A 16,522-nucleotide genomic window follows, 5' to 3' on the forward strand; every position below is an offset into this window, starting at 1 on the left:
CTCAGGGGGCCGGGGCTTCTTCGTTGTCCGCGCCTCGGGCCACGCGCCTCGGGGCGCCGCGACGGAGTGCCCTCAGGGCCGCACAGGCCCCTGGACGGATCCCTGGGCGCGTCCGGCCTGTCCCGCCCGGCTAGCGGAGTTCCTTCGGGGGTGTGCGGTTCGCGTCCACCTTCTCGGTGCGTTCCAGGTCGCCCCAGACGATGAAGCGGTAGTTCGAGGTATAGACCGGGGTGCAGGTCGTGAGGGTGATGAACCGGCCCGCCTTGTGCTTGCCGGATTCCTTCGGGATGTCGTCGAGGACGTCCACGTTGTACTTCGAGGTCTCGGGCAGCGTCGCGAACACCTTGTAGACGTACCAGGTGTCCTTCGTCTCGAAGACGATCGGGTCGCCGTCCTTGAGCTTGTCGATGTTGTGGAACTTCGCGCCGTGGCCGTCACGGTGCGCGGCGAGGGTGAAGTTGCCCTTCTTGTCCTCCGGCAGCCCCGACTTGACCGGCTTGGTGTAGTAACCGGCCACGCCCTCGTTGAGGATCTCGGAGTCGGTGCCCTTCTTGACCAGGACCTCGCCGTTGTCCATCGCCGGTACGTGCAGAAAGCCGATGCCGTCCTTGGTGTCCAGCTTCCCCGGGCCCTTGGGGCCATTGCTCGCCCAGTGCCTGCGGACCTGGTCGCCCTGCTGGTGCGCGGCACGGTCGGCGAGGACATTGGTCCACCACAGCGAGTAGGCGACGAACAGGCCCAGGATCACCCCGGCCGTGATCAGCAGCTCACCGATGACGCTGATGACGGCGGCGATGGCCCTGCGCACACGGCGCGGCTTGGGCGGCGGCGCGGACCGGTCGCATTCCTCGTCGGTTCCGGTTGCAGTCACCGCGCAGCACCCCTCTTATGTTCGCTCAGCCGGCGAGCGCATCCGGTTTGCCCTTGCTCCGCGGCCGCTCGTCGACCATCTTGCCCCAGACGATCATCCGATAGGTACTGGTGAACTCCGGGGTACAGGTCGTCAGGGTGATGTAGCGGCCGGGCCCGGTGAACCCCGACCCGGGCGGCACGGGGCCGATCACGCTGGTGTTGCTCGGAGACGTCTGCGGGAGGATGCTCTCCATCTCGTAGGTGTAATACGAGCTCTGCGTCTCGACGATGATCTTGTCGCCCTTGGTGAGTCTGTTGACGTAGCGGAATGGCTCGCCGTGCGTGTTGCGATGCGCCGCCACCGCGAAGTTGCCCTTCTTGTCCCAGGGCATCGCCGTCTTGATCCCGCTGTTCTTGTCGTAGTGACCGACCATGCCGTGGTCCAGCACACGGTGCTTGTCGATGCCCTCGGCTATCGGGGCCTTCACATCCAGCTTCGGGATATACATGATCCCGAAGCGCTCACCGTCCGCGAGATTCTTCTTCTCGCCGCCGCCCTTGTCCCACTCGTGCTGCAGGTTGTTGGCGGCGCCGCCCGCCTCCTGCTCGGCCATCACATTCGTCCACCACAGCTGATAGGTGACGAACAGCAGCATCAGCACGCCGAGGGTGATGAACACTTCGCCCAGCGCGCGGCTGGCGATCAGGCTGGGGCTGTCTTTGGCTGCTCGCGCGGCCTGCCGTGCCTCCAGCCGGGACATGGGGGCGGGCGCCGCCTCGGAGGCTGTCGCAGCGGCTGTCGTGGCGGCGGCCGCGCCGCTGTGGCGCCCGCGCCGCCCGCCTCGCTTGGCGGCCTCCTGCGCGGCCTTACGCCGGGCCGCTCGCCCGCCGGACGTCGAGGTGGCTGCCGCGGTGGATGCCGTGGTCTCGGTTTCACGTGAAACCGAGGGGTCCGTTTCACGTGAAACGGCCTCAGCGTCGGGTTTCTCCGCCTGACGCAGCGCCATGGTCTCGTTGTCGCCCAGCCACGGCGTGGCGGCGGCCGCGGCCGGAGCGGGGCGCACGGCGGGCGCGGGGCTGACGGCAGGCGTGGAACTGACGGCCGGATCGGGGCGCACGGCCGACGCGGGGGCGGGCGCTACCGGTGTCTCCGGCGTGGCATACGGCGGGGATATCGAGTCGGTCGCCGGGGGGCGGGGCGCGTAGCCGGGCCCGTATCCCTCGCCGTGGGGGGCCGTCTCGACACCGTACGACTGCCCGTCCGGCCGGGACGGCCTTTCCGGCTCCAGGTGCGGGCGGAACCACGGTGAGCCCTGCCGCTCGCCCTCCTGAGCCGCCTTGCCCCGCCGTCGCCCCCGGCCCGGCTGCCCGTGCGGAGCGGGCGCGGGTCCCGGTGGTGCCGCCTGGCCCGGCAGCGGATCGTTCAGCGGGTCGTCGAGCTGCTCCACCGCCGCCTCGAACGCATCGGGGTAACCGTACGGATCCTGTGATCCCTGCGGTTCCTGCGGCCCGTACGACTGCTGCGGCTCGTCCGGCTCGTAGGATCTCCCTTCACGCTCGGGGCGTAGGTCGGTCACGCGCCGGCCTTGCCGACCACCGGGGCCAGCCCCGTAGAGCGCTCCACCGCCCCCTCGTCGCCGCATTCGACGAGCCAGTTGGCCAGCATCCGGTGCCCCCACTCCGTCAGCACCGACTCGGGGTGGAACTGCACACCCTCGACCGGTAGTTCGCGGTGCCGCAGCCCCATCACGATCCGCCCGCCGGGGACGTCCTCGGCCTCCGTCCAGGAGGTGACGACCAGCTCGTCGGGGACGGTGTCGGGTTCGACGGCCAGGGAGTGGTAGCGGGTGGCGGTGAACGGGGAGGGCAGGCCGGCGAAGACCCCGACGCCCTCGTGGTGGACGGGCGAGGTCTTGCCGTGCAGGAGCTCGGGCGCACGGTCCACCACGCCGCCGTACGCGACCGCCATCGACTGCATGCCCAGGCACACGCCGAAGACCGGGACGCCGGTGTCCGCACAGTGCCGGACCATATCGACGCAGACGCCGGCCTGCTCGGGGGTACCGGGACCGGGCGACAGCAGCACTCCGTCGAAGCCGTCCCGGGCATGCCGCGGCTCGACCTCGTCGTTGCGCAGCACCTCACATTCGGCACCCAGTTGGTAGAGGTACTGGACGAGGTTGAAGACGAAGCTGTCGTAGTTGTCGACGACGAGAATCCGTGCGGTCATCGGACGGCTGCCATCCCTTGGTCGACAGTGACGTCATTGAAGGGGAGCAGCGGCTCCGCCCACGGAAAGACGTACTGGAAGAGTACGAAGACGACCGCCAGCGCGAGCACCAGGGAAATCAGTGCCTTCACCCAGGTGTTGCCCGGCAGATGCCGCCAGATCCAGCCGTACATGCTGTCGCTGTCCCCTTGCCGATGCCGATGACGATGACGATTGCGACACCAGAGTAAGGGGCGAGGGCGGGCACAGGTGGGTCAGCCGGTCAAAGCCGATGGCCTTCCCTGGGCCACGGGTTGGGTGGAATCCAGGTGTCCCCAGGCGATCAGCCGGTGGCTGTGGCCCCATTCCGGCTCGCACGTCGTGAGCGTGAGATAGCGGCCGGGGCCGTGGAATCCGGACTTCGGGGGTACCGGGTCGATCACTCCGATGTCGCCGGGCAGCGTCGTGTAGGGCCGGTGGTCGATGCGGTAGGTGAACCAGGTCGCGCCGTCGGTCAGCACGACGGCATCGCCCGGGCGCAGCCGTGGGAAGTCCTTGAAGGGGTCGCCGTACGTGCGGCGGTGGCCGGCGACGGAGAAGTTGCCGGTCTCCCCGAGGTGCGCGGTGCGGGCGTAATGGCCCAGGCCACGCTTGAGGACGTCGGTCGCGGTGCCTTCGAGCACGGGCTTGGCCCAGTCGGCGCCCAGGCGCGGGATGTACATCACGGCGAAGGAAGCGCCCGGTGCGTAGCGGCGGGGCCGCGCGTCGGGGGCGGGCGGGCGGCCGGGGGCCGGTTTCCCTTCCGGGGACGGCGTGCCACCGGGTCCGGCGACCGGGTCCGTGGACCACTGCTGCCGGAGCTTGCCGATCTCGCCGTCCATGGCACTGTCGGCCCGTACGCCGGTCCAGAAGAGGACATAGACCACGAACAGCACGATCAGCGCGCCGACGGTGACGCAGATTTCGCTGAGCGTCCACACGATCCACCGCACCGCCGTCCGGCCCCGCAGCGTCATCCTGCCCCGCCCCTCCCGCCGCCCCGCGGCGTGCGGGCTACGGCTTCACAGGCTGTGCGTAGTGCAGATCCACTGTGCCGGAGTAGCCGGGAAGAGTCATCGCCTCGTGCTGGTCGACTTTCCAGCCCAGGCCGTAGGCGTTGACGTACTGGAGGTAGTTCTGGATGGCGGGGGAGGCGGTCAGCGCGTTGGTGAGGGCCTCGCGGTTGCCGACGGCGGTGACCTTGTACGGCGGGGAGTAGACCCGGCCCTGGAGGATCAGGGTGTTGCCGACGCAGCGCACCGCGCTGGTGGAGATCAGCCGCTGGTCCATGACCTTGATGCCCTTGGCGCCGCCCTGCCACAGGGCGTTCACCACGGCCTGCAGGTCCTGCTGGTGGATGACCAGGTCGTTGGGCTGCGGCTGGGGCACACCGGGGATCTTGGCGGTGGCGTTCGGCGGGGCGTCGGTCAGCGTGACCGTCACGCCCTGGCCCGTCAGCGGCTTGGTGCCGGCGTTCTTCTCCAGCGCCTTGACCTTGGCTTCCTCGGCCTTGGAGTTGCCGTTGTCGCGCCGCGCGAGGGCGTCGACCTCCTTGCGCAGGGTGGCGTTGCGGTCGTCCTGCGCGCCGTTCTTGTGGCTGCGCTCCTGGATGAGGTCGGACAGTCGCAGCATCGAGTCGTCCGAGCGGAGATTGGTGCCCCGTGCGGTGTCGAAGCTCAGCCAGAACAGCAGCCCGGCGAGCGCGAACACCAGGAGAGTGAGAAACCGCACGGGCCGCAGGCGGGGGCGAGGGGGGCGGTGGGGGGAGTCAGCGGAATTGCTCAACGTACCCTTACTCCTTACGGCGCCGCGGAAGCACTACGCTAACGGACGCCCGGGAAAAGGAATCCGCTCCCCACCGCGTCCGTGGCCCGGCACCCCTCGTACCCTCCCCCGCGGATGGGGCACCGCCCGTCGGCGCCGAGCCGAGAGCGGGGGAGCAGCGCATCGACAGGAGAGTTCCTCGTGCCGAAGTCACGGATCCGCAAGAAGAAGGACGACTTCACGCCGCCGCCGGCGAAGACCACCAACCTGAAGATGAGCTCAGGTCGGGGTTGGGTGGCGCCGCTGATGCTGGCGATGTTCCTCATCGGGCTGGTGTGGATCGTGATGTTCTATGTGTCCGAGGGCGATCTGCCGATCGCCGCCATGGGCAACTGGAACATCGTGTGCGGCTTCGGCTTCATCGCGGTGGGCTTCGGCGTATCCACGCAGTGGAAGTAGCGCAAGCCCTGCCCAAGGCCATCCACACGGTTATCCACAGCCGGGGAAAACTTCAGAAGATCTGTGGATAACCTTCCGGAGGTTGACGCCGGTGTGATCGGCGGCACCCTCCCCCGGCCTGCGTCTCCCCGCATCCTTACTGGGGAAACGCAGGTCAGGCGGGCCGGAACAGGGGCTTTCGCACAGCATGCACAAGATCGGCCACGCACTGTGGACAACGTGCCGGGACGGGCTCTTCAGGCCAGCAGCTGAAGGGTCCGTACCCACACCACCGCGACGATCACGAGCAAGGCGGCCACACAGGTCGCGCTGTGCACCAGGGTCCGGCGGTTCCGCGGCGCATGCACCATCCCGAACGCCACCGCGGCGCCCACCACCAGGCCACCGACATGGGCCTGCCAGGAGATGTTCGGCCACAGGAACGTGAAGACCAGGTTGAGGCCGAGCAGGATCAGCACCGGCTTCATGTCGTAATTCAGCCGCCGCAGTAGTACCGCGGTCGCACCGAGCAGCCCGAAGATCGCGCCGGACGCACCCAGCGAGGGCTGGTTCTGCGCGGCGAGGAGGTACGACAGGGCGCTGCCGCCCAGGCCCGCGAGCAGATAGAGCGCGGTGAACCGCAGCCGGCCGAGCGCTGCCTCCAGCGGGGGTCCCAGCCACCACAGCGAGAGCATGTTGAACGCGATGTGGGCGATCTGCTGGTGCAGGAACATCGCGGTCAGCAGGCGGTACCACTGGCCCTCCGCGACCCCGACCAGCTGGAACCGGCCCGGGTCGGCGGCGAGCCCCACCAGGTCGAGACGGCCGAGCAGCCAGCTCGTTTCGCCGCCGGTCGCCTGGACGGCGAGGAACACCGCGAGGTTCAGGCCCAGCAGGATCTTGGTGATCAGCCGCGGATCGGCCGCGATGGTGCTGCCCGCGAGGGTGCGCGGCGCCGTCGCCTGCGGCGCATGGCCGGTGCCGCTGCCGCCGCGGACACAGGCCGGGCACTGGAAGCCGACCGAGGCGCTGACCATGCACTCCGGACATATCGGCTGCTCACAGCGGGTGCAGCGGACGCCGGTCGGGCGGTCCGGGTGGCGAGAGCAGCCGGGCAGGCCGTCGTCGCCCTGCGCGTCCTGCGGCGTGTGCGGGCTGCCTGGCACCTGGGTCATCCGTCCCCTCGTCCTCTTCTGCGTCCGGGCGCATCCACGCTTCACCCCGCCCGGCCCCGTCCCGGACGAGCCGTGCGCCCCGCCTGATGTACGACCGGGCGGGGCGCAATGGTTCCCCGGACCCGGCCGGGGCGTACGACGCGGCTCAGCGGGTCTCGACGACCACCGACTCGATGACGACGTCCTGGACGGGACGGTCGGTGCGCGGGTTGGTCTGGGTGCCGGCGATGGCGTCGACGACCTTCTTGCCCGCCTCGTTGCTGACCTCACCGAAGATGGTGTGCTTGCCGGTCAGCCATGCCGTCGCGCCGACGGTGATGAAGAACTGCGAGCCGTTGGTGCCCGGACCGGCGTTGGCCATGGCCAGCAGGTACGGCTTGTTGAAGGCCAGATCGGGGTGGAACTCGTCCCCGAACTCGTAACCGGGGCCACCGGTGCCGTTGCCCAGCGGGTCGCCGCCCTGGATCATGAAGCCGCTGATCACGCGGTGGAAGACGGTGCCGTCGTACAGCCGGTCCGTGGACTTCTTGCCGGTTGCCGGGTGGGTCCACTCCCGCTCGCCGTTGGCGAGTTCGACGAAGTTCTTGACCGTCTTGGGTGCATGGTTCGGCAGGAGCCGAATCTCGATGTCGCCCTGGTTCGTCTTCAGGGTGGCGTAGAGCTGCTCAGCCACGATCTACCTTCCATAAGTCTTCGCTGACGGTTCCCGATCCTCGCACGGACCGGCCCTCCCAGGGCCCGACCGCGGCCCCTCACCCAGCTGCGCGCCGCGTTTCGCCGTCGCCCGGCCACGGCGCCTCCACGGGCCTCGCGTCGCATCGTGCGCGCCGTCCGGCCGTCGCCGCGTGACGCTCTTCGTACGGATTTCCTGCGCCCGGAGCGGAAATTCGTGGCATTGTCGTCCACAAGGCTCCGGAAGGTCTGCAATGACCCGGATGCCCGCTCGCACATGCCGTACGAAGCATGAGCGGGCATGATCTTCAAACGGGTGGACAGGCGATACAGCAGACACGGGGGACCAGCCCCCAAGCCCCGGATACGCCACCGAGGAGGAGGATCCCGTGACCCGCAAGGACAGCGTGCGCGCCGCGACCGGTACGGCCAAGGACAGCGTGCGGCACGCCGCGGAGGTGGTAGCTCCTTATGCCGGTACGGCCAAGGACGCCGCCGTGCACTTCGCTCACGAGGCGCGGACGCGAGCGGCCCCCAAGGTGGCCGAGGCCGCCCACCAGGCACGTACGCAGTACGACACCCATCTGTACCCGCGTATCGAGCACGCCCGTGGCACGCTGCCGCCCAAGGTGGACGCGGCGGCGACCCGTGCGGCCTGCCGGACCCGCAAGGCGGCCCGCCAGGCGGCCGATTACACGGCGCCGCGGCTGGAGAACGCCGTGACCCACGCGCGTGCCGCGGCCGAACCGGTACGCGACGAGGCCTTCGCCCGCGGCACCGCCGCGCTCGCCGCCCTTCGCGGCCAGGTGACGGCCGCCGAGATCGCCAAGCTCCAGAAGAAGCACAGCCGGCGGGCCAAGTGCGGCAAGCTCGCCAAGCGCCTTGCCGTGCTGGGCATCCTGGCCGGTGGCGCGGTCGCCGCCTGGAAGTGGTGGGACAAGCAGGCCAACCCGGACTGGCTGGTCGAGCCGCCGGCACCCACCGAGGTCAGCGACCGCGAACGGCTGAGCGCGGTCGACGGCAGCGAGGGCGCCTCGCTCGACCCGGAGATCCAGGCCAAGCAGGCCGAGGCCGACGAACACGACGGCGGCGCCACCGCCTGACCCACCCACCACGGGCGCCCCGCCGGGCCGCCCCACCGGGCCGTGCCCCGCCCCGTATGCCCCGTACGAGGGACGGCGGGCACGGCCCGTTCGCGTACGGGGTGCAGGGGGTGCCCGGCCCCCGGTCGCCGCCGGACACCTGCCTTCCGGACGCCCGCGACGCCCGCGACGAGCGTGAAGACCGCGGCTCCCACCTCGCCTTCGCCACGGGCGTCCCGGGCCGTCAGGACAGGTCGCGCATCCGCCGGATGGGGCTGCTCCACAAGGCCAGCGGCGCCAGGAAGGCCAGCGCACACATCACCCAGACGGCACCTCGGTTGCCCAGTGCGGTGGCCGTCCCCCCGGCCACCAGGGCGCCGACGGGGATGGCTCCCCAGGAGATGAAGCGCACCGTGGCCATGACGCGGGGCAGCAGTTCGATAGGGGTCACCGTCTGCCGGTGTGTACGGGTGAGGATGCTCATGACCACCGCCGCGGCCCCGTAGCCCATACTTCCCAGGGCGAAGAGGAGCAGCCCCCATCCCGCGTGCGCCAGCGGCATCAGGAGGGCGCACACCGCCCCGGCGAACGTGCCGTACACCAGGGTGCGGGCGCTGCCCAGCCGGTTCACGATACGGGTGGTGAGCGTCGCCCCGATCAGGCTGCCCAGGCCCTCCGCGGCGATCAGCAGGCCGACGAGGCTCGCGGGGGCGTGCAGCGTCCGTACGAGGAAGACGGGCGTCAGCGCCATGAGGCCGCCGAGGATGAAGTTGACCAGGGTCGCGGCCGCCGCACAGGGGCGGATCACCGTGTGGTGGGCGACGAAACGCCAGCCCTCCTTGATCAGCGCCACGGTCGACTCGCGCTCCGCCGGCGCCGTCGGCGGGGCGGCCCTGGGCAGGCTCCACAGGAGGAGGGCCGAGACGAGGTAGCTGACGGCGTCGACGATGAGGCTGAAGGCCGCGCCGCAGAACTGCACGAGCACGCCGCCGAGCGAGGGGCCGCCGAGCTGGGTCGCCGAGGTGGAGGCGGAGGAGAGACTGTTGCGCGCGGTCAGCTCGTCCTTGCTGACGATCGTGGGGAGGAACGTCGAGTTGCCGACGTCGAAGACCACGGTCGCCAGGCCGATGACCATCGCGACGACGACGAGCTGTGCCAGGTGCAGGACGCCCAGCGCGTAGGCCACCGGCACCGAGACGATGGCGGCCGCCCTGATGAGGTCCATCGCCACCTGGGTGCCGCGCAGCGGGAGGCGCTGCACGATGACGCCGGCCGGCAGGCCGATCGCGATCCAGGCGGCGTACTGGGCGGCCGGCAGCAGGCTCACCTCGAACGCCGAGGCCTGCAGCGCACCAACCGCCAGCAGCGGCAGGGCGACCGTGGTGATCGCGTCACCGGCCTGGCTGACCGTGGACGCGGTCCAGTAGCGCCAGAAGACGGACAGGCCCCTGCCGCGGGAGGCGGCCGCGCCGGTGGACGCGGACCGCGCTGCCGCGTCCGTCCCGGCGTCCTCGTCCTGCGCCGTCATCGGATGCCCGCTTCCGCGGCGGGGGCCTTGCGGCGCGCTTCGCCGGCCTCGTTCGCTCTCATTCCTTCTGCCTCCTGAGGGGGAACGTCCGTGATCTGCTGAACGGGACGGACTGCTGACGGGCTGCTGACGGACCACGACGGACTACCGCCGGACCACCGACGGGCTGCCGACGGACTAGCGGGACCAGCGTTCGGTCTCGCCGAAGAAGTCGGGGATCTCCACTGCTGAAGAGGTTCCCTTCGCGGAGGTGTACACATGCATGCCGACCGCGAGATCGAGAACTCCGAGGCCGAAGGGCGAGAAGATCCTGGGCTTGTCGTGGCCGAGGTGCACCTCACCGGTCAGCACACCGGCGAGGGTGCCGTCGATGAAGTCGTGATGCCCGAACTTCTGCTGTGCCAGGTGCGGAGAGGTATTCGCGGTGAGGCAGTGGTCGATGTCGTCCAGGATGTTGTGGGAGCCCGCGATGATGTCCGGACCGATATCGCGCAGCGAGATGTTGAGCACGTTCTGGCCCGGCGCGAAGGCCGACTCCTCGACGACATAGGGCTCCCCGGCGGTGGTCGCGAAGACCACGATGTCCGCGCCCTCGACGGCCGCGGACAGCTCCGTTTCCACGGACGCCGTCCCACCGAGTTCCCCGATGAAGCCGGCGAGCTTGGCGGCGTACTCCGGAACCGCGTCGTGGAGGGCGAACCGGCCGGTCTTCCAGCCGGCGGCGTGGAAGAACTCGACGATGTTGCGGGCGATGATGCCGGCACCCACCACGGCGATCTTCCCGGCCTCGGTGCCGCCCTGCAGCGCCTCGGCGCCGAGCACGGCCGAGGCCGCCGTCCGCGCGGCGCTGATCTGCGACGCCTCCAGACAGGCGAACGGATAACCGGTCTCGTAGTCGTTCAGCAGCAGTGCGGCGGACGCCCGCGGCACATTGCGGGAGACGTTCTCCGGGAAGCTGGAGATCCATTTGATGCCTGCCACGCCCTGGTCGCCGCCCACGTACGCGGGGAGGGCGATGATCCGGGAGCCCGGCTTCTCCGGGAACCGCAGGAAGTAGCTGTTCGGATTGACCGTCTGGCCTTCATGGTGCATCAGGTAGGTCTGCCGCACCTGCCGGATGATGTCCGTCCGGGAGCGGGCAATGATACGGCGCGCCTCCGCACCGGCCACCACGTGGAACGAGAACACTCGGTTCATCTCCCTGCCTGGCCGACGAGTTCGCCGACCGATAGTGCTTCGGGCCCGAACTTACGGGCCACCCAGTCATCGTTGTAAACGGTCTGTGCATAGCGGTCCCCGAGGTCCGGCGAGATCGCCACCACCCGGGAGTTCTCGGGTACTTCCGGGGCCATGCGCGCCACCGCGGCCAGCACCGAGCCGGTGGAGCCGCCGACGAAGATCCCCCGCCGGGCGAAGGAACGGCAGGCGCGTACGGCCTCGGCCTCGGGCACCAGAATGATCTTGTCGGGGGCGTCGGGGTGGCAGATCTCCGGCCTTCTGCTGGTTCCCAGCCCGGGAATGTGGCGGGGCCCCGCCGGATAGCCGAAGGTCACGGACCCCTCGGAATCGACGGCGATGATCTGCGTGGCCGGCGAATGCTTGCGGAAGTGCGCCAGGCAGCCCATCAGCGTCCCGGAGGTGCCGGCACCGACGAAGAGATAGTCCACGCAGGCGATTTCGCTGAGGATCGCGGTGGCGGTGTGTGTCTCGTGGGCCCGGGGATTGGCCGGATTGGCGTACTGGTTCAGCCAGACCATGTCCGGCTCCGCGGTCAGCCGTTCACGGATGTAGGCGATCCTCGTCCCGAGGAAGCCACCGTTGGCATCGCGGCGGCTCACCTGGACCACATCCGCGCCCAGGGCGCGCATCAGAGCGACGCTGTGGGGGGAGGTATTCGGATCGGTGACACAGGTGAAGGAATACCCCTTGGCAGTGGCCACCAGCGCCAGCGCGATCCCGAGGCTCCCGGACGAGGACTCGATGATCCGGCCGCCCGGCGGCACCCCGCCCGCCCGCTCGGCGTCCTCGACCATGCCGACGGCCGCTTTCAGTTTGATGGACCCGGCAGGGTTTAACCCTTCCAGTTTCAGGAAGACTTCGCTGCCCGGCACCAGATCACCGAGGCGTAGAAAGATGTCATCGGTGATGACTTCATAAGCGTGATCGAGTATCACGGATTACTCCTGCTCCACAGAGTGGGCTGCTCGCACACCGCGCGCCGAACGCGCTCAGGGGCAATCGGTTCACCGGTGTCTCGGCGGCGGACACCCGGGCCGGGTGGGGCGGCGGCGCGGACACGGCAATTCCCGTTGTGCGATATGGATTTGGTGGTGCCACACACTTCCGAACCTCGTTCCGGGCCTCCCCGACCCGGTTCGGGACAGGGTCCGATCCGGGTCAGACCAGGCCCGCTGCCGCGAAGGCGTCCCCGGCTCCGGGCATCTCCAGTACGCCCACCGACTCGAAGAGCCGGACGGGGTGCCGGGCCGAGTTGCGGATCTGCTCGCGGACCTGCCCGGGCGCGTACGCATCGGCGACGACCTGCTCCACACCCTCCTTGTCCAGGCCCGCGAGGCGCAGCGAGTTGCGCACCGGCGCCAGGTCCGGAGCCAGACTGCGCAGGACCAGTTCCGGCAGACAGCGGGCGGAGCGCTCGCGCAGCCCCGGGTCCAGGTCGGTCCACAGCTCCTTGAAGAACCCGGAGAAGTAGGCGTGGTGCCTGCCCTCGTCCTCGGCGTGATCGCGCACCACGTCCCGCACGGTGGTCACGACCCGGGGATCCTTGGGGACGTCCTTGAGGATGGAGGTGACCAGCGTTTCGAAGACGACGACCTGCAGCAGCTGGGTCAGCAGCGGCTCGCCCGGCATGACCTGTTCGCCGATGCCGTCCAGCTGGCCCAGGAAGGGCGTGAAGTCATAGGCGGGCACGTCGATGTCGGTGGCGCCGCGCACCTGTTCAATGATGTCGAGGCTGTACAGGGCGTGGTACGCCTCGTCGCAGTAGATCTTGTACGCGTCCAGCCGCATCCCGGTCGTCACCCCCAGGCCCGAGGTGCCGTTGGCGATGCGCTCGGTGGCGCGGTTCACCACGCTCGTCTCGAAGTGCATGGTGAAGTGGAGGTACTGGTACAGGTGCCGGGCGACGATGCGGAAACGCTCGTCGGGCCCCAGTGCCCGCACCAGCGGATGGTCCACGTACGGGATCATCGCCTCCGGGAAGAGCGTCTTCCCCGACTCCAGGTCCTCGCCTATGACGCGCCGTGGGTCTCTTCGGACCCCTGCCTTCTCGTACCACTGGTTCAGCGGGGACTTCATGGACGTTCCTCTCGTTCCTGTCAGGGGTGGGTGGCGCGCCGTGCAGGGGCAGCCGGCCCGGGGCTGCTGCAGTACTAGGCCACGGCCGAGACCACCAGCCAGGTGCCGATGGCACACAGGGCCCCGCCGCCCACGGTCTCCAGCGTGCGGCGCCAGCCGTCCCGCTTGAAGATGTTCCCGAGCCGCAGCACCAGCAGGGCATAGCCGCACAGGCACAGGAAGCTGAGGGCGATGTGGATACCGGCCAGCGTGAGGGAGACGGGCAGGGAACCGTTTCCGGCCGGGATGAACTGCGGCAGGAACGAGGTGTAGAAGATGCCGACCTTGGGGTTGCCCAGGCTGGTGACCGCCCCTTGACGCCAGTTCAGCTGGGTGGCGGTGTCCAGGTCGCCGAGCGGTCTGCGGGCTGCGGCGATGGCACGGATGCCCAGGAAGACCAGGTAGGCGGCTCCGGCGATCTTGATTGCGGTGAAGAGCGCGGGCGAGGCGGCCAGCACGGCCGAGAGCCCGGCCACCGATGCCACCGCCCAGGCGGCCAGCCCGGTGCACACCCCCGCGGCGGTCTGCACGGCGGCCCTGGCGCCGCCGTGCAGGGCGTTTCTGATGACCACCAGAGTGTCCGCGCCGGGGGACACGACGATCAGCCCGGCGACGGCGATGTATCCGATGAAGTTGGTCATCTGGGACGTTCTTCCTGTTCTCCGTGCTCACGTGCGGTGGTTCTCGGGCGGCCGGCGCCGGGTGGCAGGCGTCACGCCGGGGCAGGCGTCACGCCGGGTGGCAGGTTCCGGTCAGAGCCGGTCCGCCAGCCATTCCAGCGTGGACATGGCGCCGGTGAGCTTCATCCGGGCCTGCCCCCAGGCCACGGACCGGTCGCCGTCGAGCACGCTGCCGGCCACCTCCTCGCCGCGGTGGGCGGGCAGGTCGTGCAGGAAGCGGGCCTGCGGCCAGCGGTCCATCAGGGCGTCGTCGACGTAGAACGGCAGGAATTTCTCCCGCCAGTCGGCGTCCGGCTTGGCGGTTCCCGTGGTCTGCCAGCGGGTGGTGTAGACGAAGTCGGCCTCGTCGGGGAGTTCGTCCGTCGAGTGCACCTGGGTGATCGTGGTGCCGAGCTGGGCCGCCCTCTTGGCGGCGGACTCCAGGGCCGCGGCCGGCAGGCCGTACCCCTCGGGGGTGGCGAAGGTGACCTGGCAGCCGGAGAAATGGGCGATGCCCTGCGCGAGGGCGGTGGCGGTGTTGTTGCCCTCGCCGAGGTAGACGATGCGCGCGCCGTCCACCCCGCCCCGGCACATGCTGATCGTCGCCAGGTCGCAGATCCCCTGCGTCGGGTGCTCTTCCGCCGCCATCGCGTTGACCACGGGTATGCCGCCGTGCCGGGAGATCTCGCGCAGCTCGTCCAGCGGGCCGGCCGTCCTGGCGACCAGCAGGTCCAGCATGCTGCCCAGGATGCGGCCGGTGTCGGTGATCGACTCGCCGGTGTTGGTCTGCAGGTCGTTGGGGCCGAAGGTGACCGGGGAGGCGCCCAGACGGATGGCGGCGGTGGTGAACGCCGTACGGGTGCGGGTGGAGGTCTTGGTGAAGAGGATGCCGGCCACCCGGCCGCTCAGCGGGCTTTGGTGCGCGTCGATGTCCCGGTAGAAGTCGGCGCCCCGGCGCACCAGTTGGTGCACATCGTCCCGGGACAGCTCGCTCAGGGAGAACACCCCCTGCTCCGGGGTCACGGGCGGCAGTCCCGTCATGAGTTCAGTCATCGGTGCTCTTCCTTCGGATGGTCGGGTCCGGCGGGACCGGGGGTTCCCCCCGTGAAGCGGTGCGGGATGCGGGTCAGGGCGCGGCGTACGCCAGGAGTTCCTCGACGTCCTCGGCGCAGTCCCCGCAGCCGGTGTTGGCCGAGGTCTCCTCGCGTACGGCCGCCAGGTCGCGGCAGCCGCGGCCGGCCGCGGCGAGGATCTCGCTCTCCCTGACATGGGCGCACATACAGATCAAGGGGTCCAAGTCGTCGGTCATGGCGTGCCGTTCCCCGGGCCGTCCCCGGTCTCCCGGTCCAGCGCGCCGAAGGCCAGGTCGAGGATCTCCGCGAGCAGGTCGAGCTCGGCCTCGCCGGTCACCAGCGGCGGATGGATGTTGAGGACGTCCGGTGCCATGCCGGTCGAGGCCACGAGCAGGCCGTAGTCGGGGTGGACATGGGTGCCCAGCTCCCTGATCCGGGCGGCGTGGTGGCCGCTCATCACGATCCGCGCGGTGGCTCCCATGGCATCGGTCCGGCTGATGAGCCGGGGGTGCCGGTCCGCGAGCTGCCGCAGCCGGGTGCGCAGACCGTCCTCCAGGGCGAGGACGTCCTTGTCCACGTCCTTCCACGCCTCCCAGCGGTCCAGTACGGTCTCCGCCACGGCGAGCGCGTGCGGGATCCCGACGAAGGTGGAGGAGTGGCTGCCCGGCGGGTAGTGCTCGGGGTCGGCCAGCGGTTCGCGTGCCCAGACGGCGCTCAGCGCGGCCGCGCCGTTGGTGAGTGCCTTGCTCGTCACGATGACGTCCGGCCGGACGCCCGCGCGCTGGAATCCCCAGCGGGGGCCGACCCGGTGCATGCCCGTGAAGATCTCGTCAGCGATGACCACGGCGCCCTGGGCACGGGCGTGCTCGACGGCCGCGCGCAGCAGCGCGGAGTCGGGCGTCACCATGCCGCCCACGTTCTGCACGGATTCGAAGATGAAGGCGGAGACCTTGCGGCCGTGGTGGCGGCCGCCGACCCCGCTGAGCTCCGAGCCCCAGCGGGCGACGGCCTGTGTGCATCCGCCGGAGCAGCCGCCGGCGGGCTGTGCATGCGGGCAGCGCAGACAGTCGGGGCTGGGCAGCCGGACGACCTCCAGGCCCCAGGCGGCCAGCAGTTCGCGGTAGCGCGGGCTGCTGCTGAGCATGCTGGTCACCCCGGAGCGGCCGTGGAAGGCGCCCTCGAAGACCACGACCGTGCCGGGTCCGTTGTTGCTGAAGGCGATGCGCAGCGCGGTCTCCATGCCCTGTGCGCCGCCCAGGTCCAGCTCGACCCGGCCGGGCGTCCCCACGGCCTCGGAGCACAGCCGCTCGATGCGCTCCAGGACGGCCAGGCGCAGCTCCGACTCGCAGAAGGAGGGGAGAGCCGGCAGCTCCATACAGCGGTTCAGCGCCTCGCGCAGCAGCTCGCTGTCGTATCCCCAGGCAAGGGTTCCGTTGGCGGCCTCGGCGTCCAGATACCGTCGCCCGTCGGCCGCTTCGAGGAAGCAGCCCTGGCCGCCGACGAAGCGGGGGACCTGCGCGGACCGGTAGATCAGATTGCCCGCGCCCGCGAAGGGCGGTATGGACGTGCGCTGGGTGTCGGACGTGCGCTGGGTGTCGGTTTTCAGGACAGGCACCGTTCGGCCTCCTTCGCGGTCGGGTTCTCGCCGGGTGCGGCGGACTCCCAGGCGGCGGCCGA

Annotated in this window: 18 protein-coding genes; 2 read left to right on the plus strand and 16 right to left on the minus strand. The window is 70.0% G+C overall.

What is annotated here, in order from left to right; all coding sequences use genetic code 11:
• Positions 1-130: 130 nt before the first annotated feature.
• The 6 genes from ACF088_RS29910 to ACF088_RS29935 all read right to left on the minus strand — a co-directional run bounded on the left by ACF088_RS29910 (position 131) and on the right by ACF088_RS29935 (position 4,885).
• Positions 131-871 (minus strand): class E sortase, encoded by a 741-nt coding sequence (locus tag ACF088_RS29910; RefSeq protein ID WP_392378980.1) that lies wholly within the window; start codon positions 869-871, stop codon positions 131-133.
• 25 nt (positions 872-896) lie between these two features.
• The gene (locus tag ACF088_RS29915) at positions 897-2,429 is read right to left on the minus strand and encodes a class E sortase (RefSeq protein ID WP_392378981.1); all 1,533 of its coding nucleotides are present in this window, start codon (positions 2,427-2,429) and stop codon (positions 897-899) included.
• Positions 2,426-3,082 carry an aminodeoxychorismate/anthranilate synthase component II gene (locus ACF088_RS29920; protein ID WP_392378982.1) on the minus strand — a complete coding sequence of 219 codons (657 nt, stop codon included), beginning with the start codon at positions 3,080-3,082 and terminating at the stop codon, positions 2,426-2,428. Before ACF088_RS29920 ends, ACF088_RS29915 begins: the two co-directional genes overlap by 4 nt.
• Positions 3,079-3,255, minus strand: coding sequence for a hypothetical protein (locus tag ACF088_RS29925; RefSeq protein ID WP_006604449.1), 177 nt, complete (start codon positions 3,253-3,255; stop codon positions 3,079-3,081). Before ACF088_RS29925 ends, ACF088_RS29920 begins: the two co-directional genes overlap by 4 nt.
• Positions 3,256-3,336: 81 nt before the next feature.
• Positions 3,337-4,077 carry a class E sortase gene (locus tag ACF088_RS29930; protein WP_392378983.1) on the minus strand — a complete coding sequence of 247 codons (741 nt, stop codon included), beginning with the start codon at positions 4,075-4,077 and terminating at the stop codon, positions 3,337-3,339.
• A 37-nt stretch (positions 4,078-4,114) separates the two neighbouring features.
• Complete coding sequence (locus ACF088_RS29935; RefSeq protein ID WP_392378984.1) at positions 4,115-4,885, minus strand: DUF881 domain-containing protein; 771 nt, start codon at positions 4,883-4,885, stop codon at positions 4,115-4,117.
• Between the two features lie 180 nt (positions 4,886-5,065).
• Here ACF088_RS29935 and crgA point away from each other — a divergent pair, with 180 nt between their 5' ends.
• Positions 5,066-5,323, plus strand: coding sequence for a cell division protein CrgA (crgA, locus tag ACF088_RS29940; protein WP_392378985.1), 258 nt, complete (start codon positions 5,066-5,068; stop codon positions 5,321-5,323).
• A 236-nt stretch (positions 5,324-5,559) separates the two neighbouring features.
• Here the strand turns inward: crgA and ACF088_RS29945 are convergent, their stop codons facing one another.
• The gene (locus ACF088_RS29945) at positions 5,560-6,477 is read right to left on the minus strand and encodes a rhomboid family intramembrane serine protease (protein WP_392378986.1); all 918 of its coding nucleotides are present in this window, start codon (positions 6,475-6,477) and stop codon (positions 5,560-5,562) included.
• 145 nt (positions 6,478-6,622) lie between these two features.
• The gene (locus tag ACF088_RS29950; protein ID WP_392378987.1) at positions 6,623-7,150 is read right to left on the minus strand and encodes a peptidylprolyl isomerase; all 528 of its coding nucleotides are present in this window, start codon (positions 7,148-7,150) and stop codon (positions 6,623-6,625) included.
• Positions 7,151-7,538: 388 nt separating this feature from the next.
• Here ACF088_RS29950 and ACF088_RS29955 point away from each other — a divergent pair, with 388 nt between their 5' ends.
• Positions 7,539-8,252 carry a DUF5324 family protein gene (locus ACF088_RS29955; RefSeq protein WP_392378988.1) on the plus strand — a complete coding sequence of 238 codons (714 nt, stop codon included), beginning with the start codon at positions 7,539-7,541 and terminating at the stop codon, positions 8,250-8,252.
• Positions 8,253-8,475: 223 nt separating this feature from the next.
• On the opposite strand, the gene ACF088_RS29960 is transcribed toward ACF088_RS29955, so the two are convergent.
• The 8 genes from ACF088_RS29960 to ACF088_RS29995 form a co-directional block, all read right to left on the minus strand.
• Positions 8,476-9,759 carry an MFS transporter gene (locus ACF088_RS29960; RefSeq protein WP_392378989.1) on the minus strand — a complete coding sequence of 428 codons (1,284 nt, stop codon included), beginning with the start codon at positions 9,757-9,759 and terminating at the stop codon, positions 8,476-8,478.
• A 177-nt stretch (positions 9,760-9,936) separates the two neighbouring features.
• Positions 9,937-10,947 carry a 2,3-diaminopropionate biosynthesis protein SbnB gene (sbnB, locus tag ACF088_RS29965; RefSeq protein ID WP_392379003.1) on the minus strand — a complete coding sequence of 337 codons (1,011 nt, stop codon included), beginning with the start codon at positions 10,945-10,947 and terminating at the stop codon, positions 9,937-9,939.
• A gap of 5 nt (positions 10,948-10,952) precedes the next feature.
• Positions 10,953-11,933, minus strand: a complete 981-nt coding sequence (sbnA, locus tag ACF088_RS29970; protein ID WP_392378990.1) for a 2,3-diaminopropionate biosynthesis protein SbnA — start codon at positions 11,931-11,933, stop codon at positions 10,953-10,955.
• A gap of 223 nt (positions 11,934-12,156) precedes the next feature.
• Entirely contained in the window at positions 12,157-13,074 is a 918-nt protein-coding gene (locus tag ACF088_RS29975) for a diiron oxygenase (RefSeq protein WP_392378991.1), read from the minus strand.
• A 74-nt stretch (positions 13,075-13,148) separates the two neighbouring features.
• Positions 13,149-13,754 carry a LysE family translocator gene (locus ACF088_RS29980; RefSeq protein WP_392378992.1) on the minus strand — a complete coding sequence of 202 codons (606 nt, stop codon included), beginning with the start codon at positions 13,752-13,754 and terminating at the stop codon, positions 13,149-13,151.
• Between the two features lie 111 nt (positions 13,755-13,865).
• On the minus strand, positions 13,866-14,825 hold the full coding sequence (locus ACF088_RS29985; protein WP_392378993.1) for an ornithine carbamoyltransferase: 960 nt from the start codon (positions 14,823-14,825) through the stop codon (positions 13,866-13,868).
• A 73-nt stretch (positions 14,826-14,898) separates the two neighbouring features.
• Positions 14,899-15,081, minus strand: coding sequence for a (2Fe-2S)-binding protein (locus tag ACF088_RS29990; RefSeq protein WP_336047506.1), 183 nt, complete (start codon positions 15,079-15,081; stop codon positions 14,899-14,901).
• Positions 15,078-16,460, minus strand: a complete 1,383-nt coding sequence (locus ACF088_RS29995; protein WP_392378994.1) for an aminotransferase class III-fold pyridoxal phosphate-dependent enzyme — start codon at positions 16,458-16,460, stop codon at positions 15,078-15,080. The genes ACF088_RS29990 and ACF088_RS29995 overlap by 4 nt, the downstream gene beginning before the upstream one ends.
• Positions 16,461-16,522: the final 62 nt, after the last annotated feature.

It is taken from the genome of Streptomyces sp. NPDC015125, assembly GCF_043080045.1.
Taxonomy (GTDB): Bacteria; Actinomycetota; Actinomycetes; order Streptomycetales; family Streptomycetaceae; genus Streptomyces.